Genomic DNA, 15,804 nt, shown 5'->3' with positions numbered 1-15,804 from the left:
CCCCGGAATCCTTGTTCAGGCCGCACTTTCTTACGAAAGTGCGGCCCTTTTCGTGGCCACCCTTCCAATCAGGCCAGAGGTGCGCGGTGACCTGCGCGATTAGACTGACCCTCATGAGTGACCTTCTGGAAACCGTGCGTGGCCTGGCCAAAAAGACCGACAGCAAGATCCTGCTGGTTGTTCTGGATGGAATCGGCGGGCTGCCGCGCACCCCCGGCGGCGAGACCGAACTGGCCAGTGCGAAGACGCCCAACCTCGACGCCCTGGCACAGCGCTCAGAGCTGGGACAGCTGGAACTGGTCGGGGCCGGGATTACGCCCGGGAGTGGACCGGGGCACCTGAGCCTGTTCGGCTACGACCCGCTGAAATACGTGGTGGGACGCGGCGCCCTCTCGGCAGTCGGTATTGGCGTGAAGCTGAACAGCGGCGACGTGGCGGTGCGCGGCAACTTTGCCACCCTGGGCGAGGGCCGCACCGTGCTCGACCGCCGCGCGGGGCGCCCGAGCGACGAGAAGAACGCCGAGATCGTCGCCCGGCTGCGTCAGGCCATCCCGGACATTGAAGGTACGCCGGTGGAGATCTACACCGAGTCCGAGCACCGCTTCGTGGTGGTTTTCCGCGCCGCAGGGGAGCCTCTGGGGGCAAGCATCAGTGATGTGGACCCGCAGGCGACCGGAGTGGCGCCCCTGACGGCCACCGCCCACGACGCGGCCAGTGAAAAGACAGCGGCGCTGGTCAACGCGTTCGTGAGCCGCGCCGAGGAGACCCTGCGCGCAGAAGAGCAGGTCAACGGGGTGCTGTTCCGGGGCTACAGCGACGTGCCGCATTTCCCCAGTTTCGACGACGCCTACCAGCTGCGGGCGGCCTGTATTGCCAGTTACCCGATGTACAAGGGCCTGGCCAGTCTGGTTGGCATGGACGTGTTGACGGTTGAAGGTCAGGAAGACGCTCTGGAGGGCAAGGTCGCAGCGCTGACCGAAAACTGGGACAAGTACGACTTCTTCTACTTTCACGTCAAAAAGACTGATTCCACCGGTGAAGACGGCGACTTTGATGCCAAGGTCAAGAAGATCGAACTGTTTGATGCCCTGCTGCCTCAACTGCTGGCCCTGCAACCAGATGTGCTGGCCATTGCTGGAGATCACAGCACGCCGAGCCGGCTGGCGAGTCATTCCTGGCATCCGGTGCCTTTCCTGATTCACAGCGAATACGGGCGCAAAGACGTGACCTCGCGCTACACCGAGGAAGAAGCCCAGAAAGGCAGCCTCGGTCTGCGCCGTGGCACCGATCTGATGCCGCTGCTTATGGCGCATGCACTGAAGCTCAATAAATATGGTGCGTAAAGCTGCGTTAAACGTCCTATAGCAGCAGCACGGCGTGAACACGAAGGGAAAAATCTCGTCCCTGACTGTATCGACGCCGTGCTGTGGATTGGGGGTCAACTGCAATCTGAGTTGCAAACGTGTTAAAGGCATGCGAAAGCGCTCAGCGTTGACTCAAGAGTTACGCGCCATCTTCTTTAACGACTTGCCAGAACTCGACAAGCTTCACCAGTCAGGATGACACCCATGAACAAGGCACCAGCGCCCTTCGGGGCTGGGGTCTGCCGTTCACATCACCCTCACCGGGGCGTTTGCCTGTCATATATGACTCGTCGGTCATCTACCGGAGTTATGCGTATGAGCAGGGCCCAAAAGGAGACTGCTATGGCACGATTGATTCCCCTGTCCGAAATCACCAGCCGCCACGCCGACGTTCTGGGAAACGACTACTACGATCCCACCGGAAGCACCGCATACGGCATGAATGGCGAGCGCATCGGGACTGTACGTGGTGCTCTGGCGGAGCCTGAGAGCGGCCGCATCCGTCACCTGATCGTGGACGCCGGTGGCTGGTTCAGCAGCAAGGAAGTGCTGATCCCTGTTGGTATGGCCCGCATTGAAAGCGACGGTGTCTATTTCGACAACCTGTCACGTGATCAGGTCAAGGATATGCGTGACTACACGGTCGGCATGGACTACGACATGGATGCCCAGTACAGTGACGAGCGCGTGCTGCGCAGTACGGACTCGACCTACTCCATGGATGAGAGCACCTACACCCAGGACCGCGGGTTCCGTCAGGATGACGCCCTGTACCGTACTCCTGACCGTCTGCAACTTCTTGAAGAACGCCTGGTCGTCAACAAGGACCGCTTTGTGGCCGGGAGCGTAGAGATCGGCAAGCACGTGGAAACTACCACGCAGCGTGTGGATGTGCCTCTGCAGCGCGAAGAAGTGATTATCGAGCGCCACGCCGTGAGCGATGGCCGTCCTGTAGAAGGCGATGTCCGTCTGGGCGATGACAGCCAGACCATGCGTGTAGAACTTGAAGCGGAGCGTGCCAATGTCGGCAAGCAGGCCTTCGTGACCGAAGAAGTGTCGGTCGGCAAGCGTACGGTAACCGAAACAGAAACGCACACCGCTGAAGTAGGCCGCGAAGTGCTGGACGTCAACCAGAATGGTGATGTGCTTCTGAGCGGAGACGTAAACACACAGGGCATGAGTGGTGACATGAGCCGCAACATGAGCGGAGAGATGAACAACCGCGATGGTCTGCGCGACGGCTCCCTGATGGATGACGCCAATCAGATGGGCCGCGACGCCGCCAACGGTCTGCGCAACACCAAAGACGATCTCGACCGCAAGATCTGATCCCTTCCCTGGCGCGGGGCGGCCCCTGAACTGGCCTGCCCCGCGTCTGTTCTCAGGTCCCAGCGCTTAGAGGAGGCTTTCATGACAGACCGCCGTTCTGAGGACGAGGCCCATGTGGCCAACCGCCTGGTCAGTGACGAGATCGTGCCGCAGGGCATGATCGAACTGCGTGCCGAGCGCCTGATTGTCAACAAGCAGCGTGAAGTGGCTGGCGCCCTGACCTTCGCCCGAGAAGTCCGCACTGAGACGGTGCAGGTGCCGGTGGAACTGGTCACTGAGGTACTGGTGATCGAGCACACCCGCGGCACCCAGGCGGTCATGCTGGACGATCAGCCCCTGCAACCGGGGGAGCGCCGCGAAGTGGTGATCTACAGCGAGGAGGCGCTGGTGGACAAGCGTGTGGTCGTCAGCGAGGAAGTCAATATCGCCAAGCGGACCATCACCGAGAACCGGACCTTTGAGGCTACGCTGGCTCACGAGGAGCTGGTGGTTCAGGAAAGCGGAGATGTACAGCGGCTGAGCGAACCAGAGCTGCCAGAGCACAGCTGAGTATCTGACCCGGACCGCCCGCTTCTCTGAAGTTTTCAGAAGCGGGCGGTTCAGCTGAGCGTCAGTTTCGGACCCCATGGTAAGAGCCGTTAAACACACATTTTCTGCGTGTGCTGGAGGTTTCTGATATGCGTAAGACTCTCTTGATTGCCGCCCTGACGCTCATGCCTGCGTTACAGGCGGCCGGCGCCCAGACCGTCAGCACCAATATCGACGTGCGGGTAGAGTTCCCGCCTGCTGTTCAGACACTCGCCAATGTGATCAACCTGCTCAATCAGGGAGTGCGGGTCACGTTGCTGACTCCCGACCAGCAGCAGGCAGCCACCGTCAGCCCCAGTGGCAGCCTGATTGTGCGTCCTGGTATTACGACCACGGCAACGCAGGTGCAGGTCATGACGCCTATTGCCGGGACCAACAACTTCGTCCGCGAGGTGTATCCACTGGCTCAGCCAGTCAACGTGGCGCAGCCCGTCAGCCCTCAAAGCATTGTCGTTAAGGACAGGAATGGCCAGAAGGTGGCACTGACCACCGTAATGGGCCGTCAGGCTGCCTGGGCCAAGGCACCGGGACTCCAGAAGAAGCCCGGCCAGATGCCGCCTGGCCAGTTCAAGAAGCTGTGTAAGAATAATCCTAAAGACACCCGCTGCACCCAGCAGCGCTGAGACGAATAGAGCGTTCAACGCCCCCAGAAGCAGGGGGCGTTTTGCTGTGTTGCTATACGAATGCCGCCGACTGGTGTCACCCTGGGAGTTCAGCCAGGCGTGGGGTGGACAGTCAGCCTCAGGGATACAGTAAATCTGTTTCAGTCATCCCACAGCAGTCCGGAGGTGCCCCGCGCATGAAAACTCCCCTGACACCCCTTGACCTGGTCCGCCGAGGCCTTCACGTGTACGCCGAGCGCACTGCCGTCATCGAGCCGGGCAGCGTGCAGTTCACCTACCGGCAGTGGGGTGAGCGCATCTTTCAACTGGCCAGAGCCGTGCAGGCGGCAGGCTACGGCGGCCGGAACGTGGCGGTGCTTTCGCCCAACACCCACGGTGGCCTGCTGACCTACAGCGCCGTGCCCTGGGCCGGCAGCGTGCTGGTGCCCCTGAACACCCGCCTGAGCCCGCAGGAGTACGAGTTCCAGCTGCGTCACGCGGAGGTCGCATTGTTGCTGGTGGACGAGACCCTGGCAGAGCGGGTGCAGGATGTCGCAGCCGGGCTCGGGATTGAGGTCTGGATCATGGGAGACGCGCTGGGTGCCGCTCAGGCTTTCGAGGCGCGCCTCCGGGCGCAGGACAGCTCGCCGTTGCCGGTGCCGGTGCAGGACGAGGACGACACCATCACCATCAATTTCACGTCTGGCACGACCAGCAGCCCCAAGGGGGTCATGCTCACCCACCGCAACACGCTGCTGAACGCCGCTGAGACGCTGTACTACTTCAAGCTGGACAGTGACAGCGTGTACCTGCATACGCTGCCCGACTTTCATGCCAACGGCTGGGGTGGCGTCTGGAGTCCGTTCGGCGTGGGCGCCACACACGTGACACTTCCGGCGGTGCGCGCTGAAGCGGCGTACGACGCCATCGACCGTTACGGGGTCACCCACCTGTGCGCTGCGCCCACGGTGCTGTCTATGCTGACCGACCCGGCGCAGGCGCGGCGTGTCAGCCGCTCCGTCCGGGTGGCCACCGCCGGCAGTCCGCCTCACGCGCGCACCATTGCCGACATGAATGACCTGGGCTTTCACGTCACGCAGGTGTACGGCCTGACCGAGGTCAGCCCCCTGATCACCGTGGCGGAACTGTCCGCCGCACAGGAGGCCCTGCCCACCGCGCAGCGAGCTCCCCTGATTGCCCGGCAGGGCTACGAAATGCTCCTGGCCGGCGAGGTAGACGTGCTTGACGAGCACCTGCAGCCTGTCCCGCACGACGGCGTGGCGCTGGGCGAGATCATGGTACGCGGCAATCTGGTCATGAAGGGCTACTACCGCAATCCCGAGGCGACAGCGGAAGCGCTCAAAGGAGGCTGGTTCCACACCGGTGACGTGGCCGTGACCTACCCCGACGGCCGTATGGAAATCCGCGACCGCAACAAGGACGTCATCATTTCCGGCGGGGAGAACATTTCCTCGGTGGAGGTCGAAGGCGTGCTGTATGCCCACCCAGCTGTGCGCGAGGCGGTGGTGGTCGCCATGCCGCACGAACAGTGGGGCGAGGTTCCCTGTGCGTTCGTGGCGCTGCATCAGGGCCAGCAGGTCACGCCCGAGGACCTGAATGCCCACGTGCGGGCTCATCTGGCAGGCTTCAAGGCTCCCAAGCACTACGAGTTCCGGGATGAGCTGCCCAAGACGGCCAGCGGGAAATTCCAGAAGTTCATCCTCCGCGCTGAACTCTGGCAAAACCAGGCACGGCACGTCAACTGAGTTCACTGCTTGACACTGGAGGTCGGGTGGAGTAAACTAGTGTTTCTGGTCTGATCAAGCCGAGCTTGATTCTGAACTATGCACTGTGCAGTCCACGATGTACCCATGCACTTGAGGGAGACGCCCACCTCCAGGATCAAAAAACGGGCGTGCGAGCAGTTTGTGCGGCGAGAAAGCCGCAGGACCGCACCACTCAGGAAACCTTACGAGGTTTCCTCTTTTTGTTGGCGTTGAAGTGAAATCTCTCTTTGCTGTACTGCCCATGCCAGCGCCACGTTCCCGGAATTGGGCAGCGTGGTGTCCAGCTGCAACAGCGGCGCACCCAGGTTCAGTGGATGCCAGCACGCCTGGGCTGGCAGCTCCTCGTGATCGAACGGCAGATCGATACGCGGCCGCCTGCCTGAAGCCACCCGCTGTGCGTGACGCTGCTTGAGCTCCGGCAATGGCGCCTCACAGTGGACCTGAGCCAGCCGGGCACCGTGGGTCGCCGCCAGCTCCAGAATGTGTCCTTCGCTGACAGGACGGTAGAAATGAGTCTCAAGAACCACACTTCCTCCCGCGGCCAGGATGGTTCCAGTGACATGCCATATCAACGAAAAGCTCACGGGTCCAGCCTGGGCATGCGCGAGGTCCGGCAGATGGTGATACAGGATCTCCTTGTAGGCGTCCCGGGTGACCAGGGGCACTCCGCGCCCATACGCCAGATGCGAGCTCAGGAACGTCTTGCCGGAGGCAGGCAGTCCTGAAACCACCAGCAGCAGAGGGGAGCCGGCTCTCAAGCTGGGACTCCGTAGCTGAGATGCAGATCAGCCAGCAGGGTGGCAAAGGCTTCAGGCACCGTCTGCCCGGCAGTGTCGATGACAAGGCGGCGTTCAGCCCAGGGTTCGAAGGCCTGCCGGGACGCCTGGACCGATTCCCATGTGGGCGGAGCCCAGGCGGGGGAAACATGGCCACGATAGAGGGCCGCCTCATCGGCGCGGCCAGTCACCCGCCGGCGATGTTCGTCCTGGTCAGAGCACAGGACCTCAATGTTCACGAGGGGTACGCCCGCCCGGTCTGCCACATCCATCCATGCCTGACGCGTAACTGCCAGAGGGTTGACACAGTCGGCCACGACATTCAGTCCCAGGCCAACATTGTCAGCGGCGATGGCGTAGGCCGCAGCGTAACCGGTGACCCCTGGTGTCTGTGCCGTTGTTTCCAGGATGGCTGCCTCCACGCTGTCGATCCGGATGTACGCCCCATGCAGGTGTGGGGCCAGCAGCCGAGCCAGTGAAGATTTTCCTGTGCCGGGCAGGCCGGAGAAGACGACGAGCATAAAAAGCAGGGTAGGTCATGGACGGGGTTCTGGGGCAGGTAATCGCGTCGGACTGCCCTGTACCGACCACAACAAAGAGGCCTGAGCGCTACGCTCAGGCCTCTTTGTTTCCTGCGTTCCGGCGGGGTCGGGGGAGTGCCCCCTTTGCCCGCGTTCACGCTGGGGACTTGGGCTTCCTTTAGAAGTCCATACCGCCCATGTCGCCGCCGCCCATACCGCCGCCGCCCTGGCCGCCCTGCTGGGGCTTCTCGGGCTTGTCAGAGACGATGGCTTCGGTGGTCAGGATCAGTGCGCCGATGCTGGCCGCGTTCTGCAGCGCAGTGCGGGTCACCTTGGCGGGGTCTACGATACCGGCAGCAACCATGTCATCGACGTACTCGCCGGTTGCGGCATTGAAGCCGTAACGGGGCTTGTCGCTGTTGATCACGGCGTTGACGATGACGCTGCCTTCCTCGCCGGCGTTGACGGCGATCTGGCGGGCGGGCTCTTCCAGGGCGCGGATCAGGATGCGCGCGCCGGTGGCCTCGTCGCCCTGCAGGCCTTCAGCGGCCTTGCGGACAGCGGGGATGATGCGCAGCAGGGTGGTGCCCCCACCGGCCACGATGCCTTCTTCCACGGCGCTGCGCGCGGTGGACAGGGCGTCCTCGTAGCGGTGCTTCTTCTCCTTGAGTTCCGTTTCGGTGGCAGCACCGACGCGGATCACGGCCACACCGCCGCTCAGCTTGGCGAGGCGCTCCTGGAGCTTCTCACGGGCGTAGTCGCTGTCGGTGGTGTCGAGCTCACCCTTGATGGCGTTGACGCGGGCGTCGATCTGGGCCTGCTCGCCCTTGCCGTCCACGATGGTGGTCTCGTCCTTGGTGATGCGGATGCGCGCGGCGCGGCCCAGCATCTCCATACCGGTGTTCTCCAGCTTGTGGCCCAGGTCCTCGCTGACCACTTCCCCGCCGGTGACGGCGGCGATGTCGCGCAGCATTTCCTTACGGCGGTCACCGAAGCCGGGCGCCTTGACGGCAGCGATGTTCAGCGTGCCGCGCAGCTTGTTGACCACCAGGGTGGCCAGCGCTTCGCCTTCGACGTCTTCAGCGATGATCAGCAGAGGACGGCCGGTCTGGGCGACCTTCTCCAGCACGGGCAGCAGGTCCTTGAGGTTGCTGATCTTCTTCTCGTTGATCAGGATGTAGGCGTCTTCCAGGACGGCTTCCATCTTCTCGGGGTTGGTCACGAAGTAGGGGTTGATAAAGCCCTTGTCGAACTGCATGCCTTCGACGACGTCCACTTCGGTGTCAAAGCCCTTGCTTTCCTCGATGGTGATGACGCCTTCCTTGCCGACCTTGTCCATCGCGGAGGCGATTTCCTCGCCGACCTGATCGTCGTTGGCGCTGATGCCGGCGACTTTCTTGATGGCGTCGGAGTCCTCGACCGGCACAGCCAGGTTCTGGATTTCGACGATGGCCGCGGCGACAGCCTTCTCGATGCCGCGCTTGAGGGCCAGGGGGTTGGCGCCGGCAGCAACGTTGCGCAGGCCTTCTTTCACGATGGCCTGGCCCAGCACCGTGGCGGTGGTGGTGCCGTCACCGGTGATGTCGTTGGTCTTGCTGGCGACTTCCTTGAGCAGCTGGGCGCCGATGTTCTCGAGCTTGTCCTCCAGCTCCACTTCCTTGGCGACGGTAACGCCGTCCTTGGTGATGGTGGGGCTGCCGAACTTCTTCTCGATCACGACGTTACGGCCACGGGGCCCAAGGGTCACTTTGACGGCGTTGGCGACGGCGTTAACGCCGCGCTCCAGGCTGCGACGGGCGGCTTCATCAAATACAAGTTGCTTGGCCATGATGGTGCTCCTTTAATTCAGGTCTGACAGACAGCAGAAGAGAGGGGTCGGAAAAAGTCTCTTACTCGACGATGGCGAGAATGTCGCGCTCGGCCAGGATCGAGTAGTTCTTGCCTTCCAGGCTGACTTCGGTGCCGCCGTACTTGGCAAAGTACACGGTGTCGCCCACGTTGACATCCAGCGCCACGCGGGTGCCGTTGTCCAGCATCTTGCCGCTGCCCACGGCGATGACCTTGCCGCGCTGGCTCTTTTCCTTAGCAGTGTCAGGGACGTACAGACCGCCGGCAGTCTTCTGCTCGGCTTCTTCAATGATTTCAACCAGAACTCGGTCGCCCAAGGGTTTCAGCATGTGGGTTCCTCCTGCAATGAGATATGGGATATGGGGCACTCAGCCGCTGGACTGTCCAGCGGTTTTTGCCGTTCCGCACGCGAGAATAGACCTGCGATAAGAAAAATGTCAAATACCCTAATCTGACAATCTGAGTCTAGGGCGCTCAAGATGCGCCAGCACGTGCAATTGGCATAGCAACTTGATATCTCATATTCCGAACATATATATATAGAACAGACATACAATCGATTCTGACTATGTGATTTCAGCCTGATGGGAAGGCGCCGGTCATCTTCGTCCCAGGTCCATTTTCTGATCAAAGGAGCTCCCATGCCCCGCCCGGACATTCTTAGTAAAAATGCTTTTGAGGACGCCTTTCATGGCCTGGGAGGTGCGCCGGTGACGCTGGCCGTGCTGGATCTGGACCACTTCAAAGTCCTGAATGACACCCTGGGGCATAGCGAGGGCGACCGCGTGCTGCGGGGCGTCGAGCGGCTGCTCAGCGGCAGCCTGCCGACTGGCAGCCTGATCGGGCGCATCGGGGGGGACGAATATGCGGCGTTGCTTCCGGAAACCGCCGCAGAGACCGCCCTGATCCTGTTTGACGAGGTGATCCGCCACTTTCATATCCACCGCGATCCGCACTGGCCGCGTCAACTGGGACTGAGTGTGGGACTGGCTGCACGTCCCGCGCACGCCACGACATTTCCCGAGCTGTACCGCGCCGCTGACGAGGCCCTGCTGCGGGCCAAGCGTGAAGGGCGCGCCCGGGTTTGCATCTATGTGGAAAGCAAGATGGTGCTGAAAAGCAACTACTACCCCAAAAGTCAGCTGGAGCGGCTGGCCAAGTTGTCCGGTGCCCTGGGCCGGACTGAGGCCAGCCTGCTGCGTGAGGCGCTGGACGACCTGATCGCGCGTCACCGGGAGGCGTTGTGACAGGCCCCGCAACCACAGACCCCGTGGATGACGTGATGTCTGCAGGCTGGCATGCCGCACTTTCCGAAGCCTGGGAGGCCTACCTGCACGGCTCTTATCCCATCGGGGCGTGCGTGGTGGACCGGGAGGGGCATGTTCTTGCCCGTGGACGCAACCGCCTGGGCGAGCCCCGCCGTGTGGAAGCCGGAGTGATCAGCGGTCATGACCTTGCCCACGCGGAGATCAATGCCCTGCTGGCCCTGACTGACATGCCCAGGCCCGAGTGTTACAGCTGGACGGTGCTGACCACGGTTCAGCCCTGCCCGCAATGTGCCGGGGCCATTGCCATGAGTGCCGTGCGCGCGGTGGAGTACGCCGCGCCGGATCCGTGGGCCGGGTGTACCCATCTGTTTACTGAGGACCCATATGTCAGCCGCAAGGCCATCCGGGTAGGCCGCGCCCCTGACTCTGTGCAGTCGGTGGCGTTGCGGCTGGCCCTGGTGGGTTTTTACGAAGATGGTCACGCTTCACTGGAGTCTTCGCTGATGCGGTCCTACCGTCAGAGCCACCCAAGCGACGTCGAGGTGGCGGGCAGGCTCCATGGGTCCGGGGCGCTCCGGGGACTGCGGGCCAACGGGGCGCCTCTGAATGAAGCCCTGACCCTGCTGGAGGCCAGCGCATGAGCTTTCTGGACCTGTCGCCATCACCCGTGCGCACCGGACGCGCCTGTGCCTGGATCGAACAGGACGGCCGCATATTGATGGCGGCCCGGGACTGCGGTGGCTGGACCCTGCCTGGTGGCGGAATCCATCCGGGCGAAAGCCCCGCTCTGGCTGCCGTCCGCGAGGCCTGGGAGGAATGCGGTGCTCACGCAGAGGTGGCGGGTGAGCCTGTCATCCTGCACAGTGCGTCCGGAATAGACTCCCTGTGTTTTCCGCTGCGTCTGGCCAGTCCTGCACTGGAGCCCAGCCCAGAGGGGCGCCCTGTGGCCTGGATTGATCCCCGCGTGCTCCCATGGGCAGACGACATGCAGCTGCGTCAGGTGCTCCGGGCACGCGGGGAGACGCCGCAGCACCTGGATGTGCCGCCCCTGGTGGCTCAGGCTGACTCGGAAGCAGCGAAAGTGGGGTTTGACCGCAGCTGTTCGCTGGAGGTCGGGCGTCTGCTGCGTGTACTGGCAACCTCGCGTCCGGCAGGACGGCTGCTGGAGCTGGGCACCGGTCTGGGTGCAGGCTCAGCCTGGCTGCTGGCGGGCATGGACCCGTCGGCCCGGCTTCTGACGGTCGAGAACGACCCGGACCGCGCCCTCATGGCAACGAGGCTGTTGCAGCATGACTCCCGTGCCGAAGTCCTGCATGGCGACTGGACCGGCGCACTGGCTCACGGGCCTTTCGATCTGATTTTTGCCGACTGTGCACCGGCCAAGGGTGAAGCGGCCCAGCTTGACCGTCTCCTTGAGGCCCTGTGTCTGGGCGGGGTGCTGGTGCTGGACAATTTCACACCTCCTACACAGCTGCCCGCAGCGCTCTATGGGGGCGACGCCGCGCGGGAGGCGCTCTTCGGTCATGCGGGTCTGAGTTGCGCCGAGGTGCAGGTCAGCGCCCGTGAATGTGTGCTTCTGGCCACGAGGCGAGCGTGAGCCACCTTCACCTGACCCTGCTGCGCCATGGCCGCAGCCGCGCCGATGATGAAGGTGTTCACGAAGGCCGTTACGATTCGCCCCTGACCGAAGTGGGCCGGACGCAGGCTGAGGCGCTCTCGGCCTACTGGCAGGCACACCCACCAGGTTTCGACCGGGCGTATAGCTCGACCCTGCTCCGGGCACAGGAAACAGCGCAGATCGTGACCGACGCACTTCAGCTGTCCCTGACGACTACTCCGCTGCTGCTGGAGTGGGATAACGGCCCGCTGGCTGGTTTGTCACGCGAAATGGCGCTGGCCCGCTACCCCATCCCGGAGTTCCGGCATGACCTGGACGTTTTTACCTCTGAAGGTGGAGAGAGTCAGGCCGCTATTCGGGCCCGCGCCCTGCTGGCCCTGGAACTGCTCTGGCAGGGTGGGGGAGAGCGGCTGCTGGTGGTCTCACACGGAGGTTTCCTGAACAGCCTGCTGCGGGAACTGCTGGGCTCCGGGCGGGTCTGGTTTGCCTTTGGCGACACTTCCTTTACCACCGTCCGCCTGAGCCGCACCAGCCACACCGCCCTGGTGACTGGCGTGAATCTGGCACCTCATCTGGCTGGATGACCAGGACACCTGAGCTCTGACGTCAGCGGCAAATGAGGCAGCGGCCTTTTGCGAAGGCCGGTAGGGTGAAGAACACTCCCGGAGGTTCTTCGGCATGGACTATGACCGCAAACCCGCCCCCGCACCCCTGCCGCAGCGCGCCCTCAAGCGTGCCCGGGTTACTCCGGTGCCCCTTCACCGGCAGAGACTGGAACAGCAGAAAAGCGAATATGAGCTGAGCCGCTTTACAGCTCGTCCGGTCGCGCTACAGCGTCAGGTGGCCCAGCCGATTCTGACTGCCGCCTCCCTGCGGCGCCAGGAAGAGGGCACGCGGCTGCCTCCAGGGTCACGGATGACATGGTTCACCAGTACGCCATCCGTCACGCCAGTGGCCGGTTCATGGCGCGCGCCACCCAGGCGTACGGTAGGCAATCGCATGTGGGAATGACTGGTTTTGACCCGCAGCAGAACTGGCTGGCCCAGCTCCCCAGAATTTACGTGGCGGGCGGACGGCAGATCGGCCGGGATGCAGCAGATAAGTTCCGCACCCTTCGGAACGCTGGCGGCGTTGCCGCCGCAGCCGCGACCTCTGGTGGGTGGTTCAGCGAGGAACTTATGAAAACCTATATTGTCGGTGCTGCCGATCATCATAAGAAGAATCCGGGCTGGACCCTGGATGCTGCTGACCATCAGGCCGGGATGACTAAGTTACTTGAGGACTGGAAGAAGAACCTCGTGACGGCCAATACAGGGTTTATTCCGGAATTGCAGGGTGGCAGGTTGCTGCTTGGGGCTCCATATGACCGTTTCGTCAAGGCTCAGGCGTCCATTGGTGGAACGTCTAGCACGACAGTGGTTCATGAACTCCAGTACACGGGGGACCACTGATGGGCTGGTTGAAACGGCTTCTGACGGGTGAGCCGGTCGCCGTGGACCCGCCCATGAGCTACGCCACGCCCTGGGACGCGGTGCAGGCCTTTATTCATGATCCCCAGTGGCAGGTCGAGGTTCTCGAGCAGCACGAGGGTCGGTACACGGTACGGTACGACGGCGTCGTGGGAGAACTGCTTGACGACCCGCAAGACGAATGGCTGCATATGCGGTTTCGCGACCCGTTTTCCGAGCAGCAAAAGCAGGATGAACTTGCCATGTACGTTGGGTGGACGCATCACTGCGCACAGCACACGCTTTTCCGGTGGGATATCGATCTGGAGCGGCAGGAATATTACGGCGACGCCTTTGCGCTGTTTGAGCTGCAGCATGACGCAATTGAATGTATTCGCGCAGCTTTCAACAGTGCCAAACTGTTGACACAGGATCGCAACAGGATTGCCCTTGCTAGGCACTTCGATTCATACGTCGGCCCGAAGAGACGATCTGGGGGAGTGGTGATCTCTCTCTGGGACTGGATGGAAAGTCCGCTTGCGCCTCCAGGCACCAAAGTAGACCACTCCAGTTACCGTGAAATGTCTTATTGGATGGGCTCTACTATCGGTTCCGTAAAAGCTGAACAGTGGGCTTACTACGCCGTGCTGCGTTTTGGGGCCAATGACTTCATGCCCTACATGCAGCGTGGCGAGGCCGAGCAACTCATGCTCTACAAGATGCATCTCAGCATTCAGCGTTGGTTTCCAAGGATCCGGAATTTCGTAATCATGACGCCGGACCAACCCGTCACGAACGGCACGCAGGAAACCAGCATGGCCATCCTCGCCTCCAGCGGTACCCAGATGGAAGCCATATTCGAGCGGTGTGTCAAAGAAGCGTATGCAGCGCTGCGTGAATACACCGAATGGTTTCATTATGACTTCAACGAGCACACTGCCCCCTGGTTCGATCACACCGTCAAGACATCCCAGGCCGGGTACACGCGGGACTTCGCGCCCCGACCTGTGCCGGAAATTTAGGAGCCCCATGACTGCACCCATCAAATTCGGCCGTCAGGCTACACTGCGCCCCCCCTTCTACATCAATGAACGGACCTTTGCCTCAACACCGCTCTCGCTGGCAGAGGAGAAAGCTCTGGCGGCAATCGGAGCAGATCCTGCTCTTCCAGAAACGGAACTGATTGAGGCCATGCTGGGTGTGCTGGCCGATCTTCTGAACGTTCGTGCAGAAGTTCAGGGTGCGCCGGTCACTACACAATGGCTTATGGAAAACCTGACGCCCGGTGACCTTGAAGGCATCGTGGAATATCTGCGTTCCGGCGTAGGAATGTGACACACAGGCAGTGCCCTACAGAGTGAGAACTGATTCGGGTGTTCCGAAGCTGTGAGCTTGACGCGGACTCTGGACCGCCTTTGGGACGGACGATTCCGCGCGTAGCCTTCAGTGAGACACCAGGACGCTGTTAAACCAGTGCTCTCGTTTCAGGGGCCTGATCGCTGGTGGCCTGCGGGTTCCTGTCTGGCCGCGCGACTCCTGACCTGCATGAACCTTCGACATACTTGACCCTATGCACCACGTCCTGACCCTGCAAGACGGTGACCTTACCCTGCGGCCTCTGCTCACTGCGGATCTCCCGGCATTGTGTGCGCTGGCGGGAGAGTGCGCCACCGAGCTCCGGTTCATGGGTACGAGTCCAACAACAGGTGACTACTATCAGGTGGCTCTGGACGCGCCGGACCACCAGCCGTTTGTGATCGAAGTAGGTGGAGAACTGGCCGGGAGTACCCGTTACGGGGACATCCGCACAGTCCACAGCGGGCTGGAGATCGGCTGGACGTGGCTGCACCCACGCTGGCACGGATCGGGCGTCAACCGCCGCATGAAGTGCTTGTTGCTACGCCACGCCTTTGAGGTCATGGGCATGGAGCGCGTGCAGATCAAGACGGACATTCTCAATGTGCGCTCACAGCGGGCCATCGAGAAGCTCGGTGCCGTGAAGGAAGGGGTGCTGCGCCGTCACATGCGCCGTCCGGACGGGTCCATGCGCGACACCGTGATGTACAGCGTCACCCCCGAGGACTGGCCGGAAGTTCATGACCGGTTGTGCCAGCAGGGCTGAAACCTCTCAGGGCTGCCTGAGCAGCGGATACGGATTGATTGCCCCGCCCGCGGTATAGATGCCGTAGTGCAGGTGCGGCGGGGTACCGCGCGCATTGCCACTGTCTCCTACGTAGCCCACAACGCCACCTTCCTGCACCCAGTCCCCGCGCTCCAGGCCCGGCACATAGCGGTCGAGGTGCGCGTAGTAGTGCCGCTGTCCCCCTGGACCCAGCAGCATGACCGTGCGCCCGCCCAGGGGGTTCGAACCAACGTTGAGCACCATGCCGCGGGTGGTCGCGCGGATAGGCGTGCCGCGCGGAGCGAAGATATCAATGCCCTCGTGGCGCCGACCGTTGCTGCGCGCCCCGCCCCAGGTGTCGTTCAGTGCCCGGCCGGGAAGAGGGTTGGGCAGGCTGGCGGCTGCCGGAACCGGCGCGCGCAGCAGAGCCATGTAGCGCTGCGCCGCTTCTATTTGCGGCCACAGCCATACAAGCAGACAGCCCACCACGGCCAGAACAAAGAGCCAACGCACGACCCGCCTCATCCGCGTAG

The 15,804-nt window shown here is 62.4% G+C and carries 19 protein-coding genes; 14 read left to right on the top strand and 5 right to left on the bottom strand.

Annotated elements, in window-relative coordinates; all coding sequences use genetic code 11:
- The first annotated feature begins 113 nt into the window (after positions 1-113).
- The 5 genes from DEIDE_RS12950 (at position 114) to DEIDE_RS12930 (ending at position 5,649) form a co-directional block, all read left to right on the top strand.
- Positions 114-1,343 carry a 2,3-bisphosphoglycerate-independent phosphoglycerate mutase gene (locus DEIDE_RS12950; protein ID WP_012694417.1) on the top strand — a complete coding sequence of 410 codons (1,230 nt, stop codon included), beginning with the start codon at positions 114-116 and terminating at the stop codon, positions 1,341-1,343.
- A gap of 363 nt (positions 1,344-1,706) precedes the next feature.
- Entirely contained in the window at positions 1,707-2,693 is a 987-nt protein-coding gene (locus DEIDE_RS12945) for a PRC and DUF2382 domain-containing protein (RefSeq protein ID WP_012694416.1), read from the top strand.
- Between the two features lie 81 nt (positions 2,694-2,774).
- A complete protein-coding gene (locus DEIDE_RS12940; protein ID WP_012694415.1) occupies positions 2,775-3,242 on the top strand; it encodes a YsnF/AvaK domain-containing protein in 468 nt (155 codons plus the stop codon).
- A gap of 128 nt (positions 3,243-3,370) precedes the next feature.
- Positions 3,371-3,904, top strand: a complete 534-nt coding sequence (locus DEIDE_RS12935; protein WP_012694414.1) for a hypothetical protein — start codon at positions 3,371-3,373, stop codon at positions 3,902-3,904.
- A gap of 176 nt (positions 3,905-4,080) precedes the next feature.
- Positions 4,081-5,649, top strand: coding sequence for an AMP-binding protein (locus tag DEIDE_RS12930; protein WP_012694413.1), 1,569 nt, complete (start codon positions 4,081-4,083; stop codon positions 5,647-5,649).
- A 203-nt stretch (positions 5,650-5,852) separates the two neighbouring features.
- Here DEIDE_RS12930 and DEIDE_RS12925 read toward each other — a convergent pair whose 3' ends face one another.
- The 4 genes from DEIDE_RS12925 to groES all read right to left on the bottom strand — a co-directional run bounded on the left by DEIDE_RS12925 (position 5,853) and on the right by groES (position 9,144).
- A complete protein-coding gene (locus DEIDE_RS12925) occupies positions 5,853-6,428 on the bottom strand; it encodes a P-loop nucleotide/nucleoside kinase family protein (protein WP_012694412.1) in 576 nt (191 codons plus the stop codon).
- Entirely contained in the window at positions 6,425-6,967 is a 543-nt protein-coding gene (locus DEIDE_RS12920) for a P-loop nucleotide/nucleoside kinase family protein (RefSeq protein ID WP_012694411.1), read from the bottom strand. Before DEIDE_RS12920 ends, DEIDE_RS12925 begins: the two co-directional genes overlap by 4 nt.
- A gap of 178 nt (positions 6,968-7,145) precedes the next feature.
- Positions 7,146-8,795: a chaperonin GroEL gene (groL, locus tag DEIDE_RS12915; RefSeq protein WP_012694410.1), complete on the bottom strand. Its 1,650-nt coding sequence runs from the start codon at positions 8,793-8,795 to the stop codon at positions 7,146-7,148.
- A 61-nt stretch (positions 8,796-8,856) separates the two neighbouring features.
- Positions 8,857-9,144, bottom strand: a complete 288-nt coding sequence (groES, locus tag DEIDE_RS12910) for a co-chaperone GroES (protein ID WP_012694409.1) — start codon at positions 9,142-9,144, stop codon at positions 8,857-8,859.
- 312 nt (positions 9,145-9,456) lie between these two features.
- Here groES and DEIDE_RS12905 point away from each other — a divergent pair, with 312 nt between their 5' ends.
- From DEIDE_RS12905 to DEIDE_RS12865, 9 genes are all read left to right on the top strand, one after another.
- Positions 9,457-10,062 carry a GGDEF domain-containing protein gene (locus DEIDE_RS12905; RefSeq protein WP_012694408.1) on the top strand — a complete coding sequence of 202 codons (606 nt, stop codon included), beginning with the start codon at positions 9,457-9,459 and terminating at the stop codon, positions 10,060-10,062.
- Positions 10,059-10,724: a nucleoside deaminase gene (locus DEIDE_RS19585; RefSeq protein ID WP_012694407.1), complete on the top strand. Its 666-nt coding sequence runs from the start codon at positions 10,059-10,061 to the stop codon at positions 10,722-10,724. The genes DEIDE_RS12905 and DEIDE_RS19585 overlap by 4 nt, the downstream gene beginning before the upstream one ends.
- Positions 10,721-11,680: an NUDIX domain-containing protein gene (locus DEIDE_RS19580; protein WP_012694406.1), complete on the top strand. Its 960-nt coding sequence runs from the start codon at positions 10,721-10,723 to the stop codon at positions 11,678-11,680. Before DEIDE_RS19585 ends, DEIDE_RS19580 begins: the two co-directional genes overlap by 4 nt.
- On the top strand, positions 11,677-12,285 hold the full coding sequence (locus tag DEIDE_RS12890) for a histidine phosphatase family protein (RefSeq protein WP_041227278.1): 609 nt from the start codon (positions 11,677-11,679) through the stop codon (positions 12,283-12,285). Before DEIDE_RS19580 ends, DEIDE_RS12890 begins: the two co-directional genes overlap by 4 nt.
- 94 nt (positions 12,286-12,379) lie before the next feature.
- Complete coding sequence (locus DEIDE_RS12885) at positions 12,380-12,712, top strand: hypothetical protein (protein WP_041227277.1); 333 nt, start codon at positions 12,380-12,382, stop codon at positions 12,710-12,712.
- Positions 12,709-13,152 carry a hypothetical protein gene (locus DEIDE_RS12880; RefSeq protein WP_041227276.1) on the top strand — a complete coding sequence of 148 codons (444 nt, stop codon included), beginning with the start codon at positions 12,709-12,711 and terminating at the stop codon, positions 13,150-13,152. Before DEIDE_RS12885 ends, DEIDE_RS12880 begins: the two co-directional genes overlap by 4 nt.
- A gap of 53 nt (positions 13,153-13,205) precedes the next feature.
- Entirely contained in the window at positions 13,206-14,171 is a 966-nt protein-coding gene (locus DEIDE_RS12875) for a hypothetical protein (protein WP_162485468.1), read from the top strand.
- Between the two features lie 7 nt (positions 14,172-14,178).
- Positions 14,179-14,484 carry a hypothetical protein gene (locus tag DEIDE_RS12870; RefSeq protein ID WP_012694403.1) on the top strand — a complete coding sequence of 102 codons (306 nt, stop codon included), beginning with the start codon at positions 14,179-14,181 and terminating at the stop codon, positions 14,482-14,484.
- Between the two features lie 235 nt (positions 14,485-14,719).
- Positions 14,720-15,271 (top strand): GNAT family N-acetyltransferase, encoded by a 552-nt coding sequence (locus DEIDE_RS12865; RefSeq protein WP_012694402.1) that lies wholly within the window; start codon positions 14,720-14,722, stop codon positions 15,269-15,271.
- Positions 15,272-15,277: 6 nt separating this feature from the next.
- Here the strand turns inward: DEIDE_RS12865 and DEIDE_RS12860 are convergent, their stop codons facing one another.
- Entirely contained in the window at positions 15,278-15,796 is a 519-nt protein-coding gene (locus tag DEIDE_RS12860; protein WP_012694401.1) for a M23 family metallopeptidase, read from the bottom strand.
- Between the last annotated feature and the right edge of the window lie 8 nt (positions 15,797-15,804).

Origin of the sequence: Deinococcus deserti VCD115 (assembly GCF_000020685.1) — a bacterium.
GTDB lineage: Bacteria > Deinococcota > Deinococci > Deinococcales > Deinococcaceae > Deinococcus > Deinococcus deserti.
This window is presented reverse-complemented; position numbering and strand designations above follow the sequence as displayed.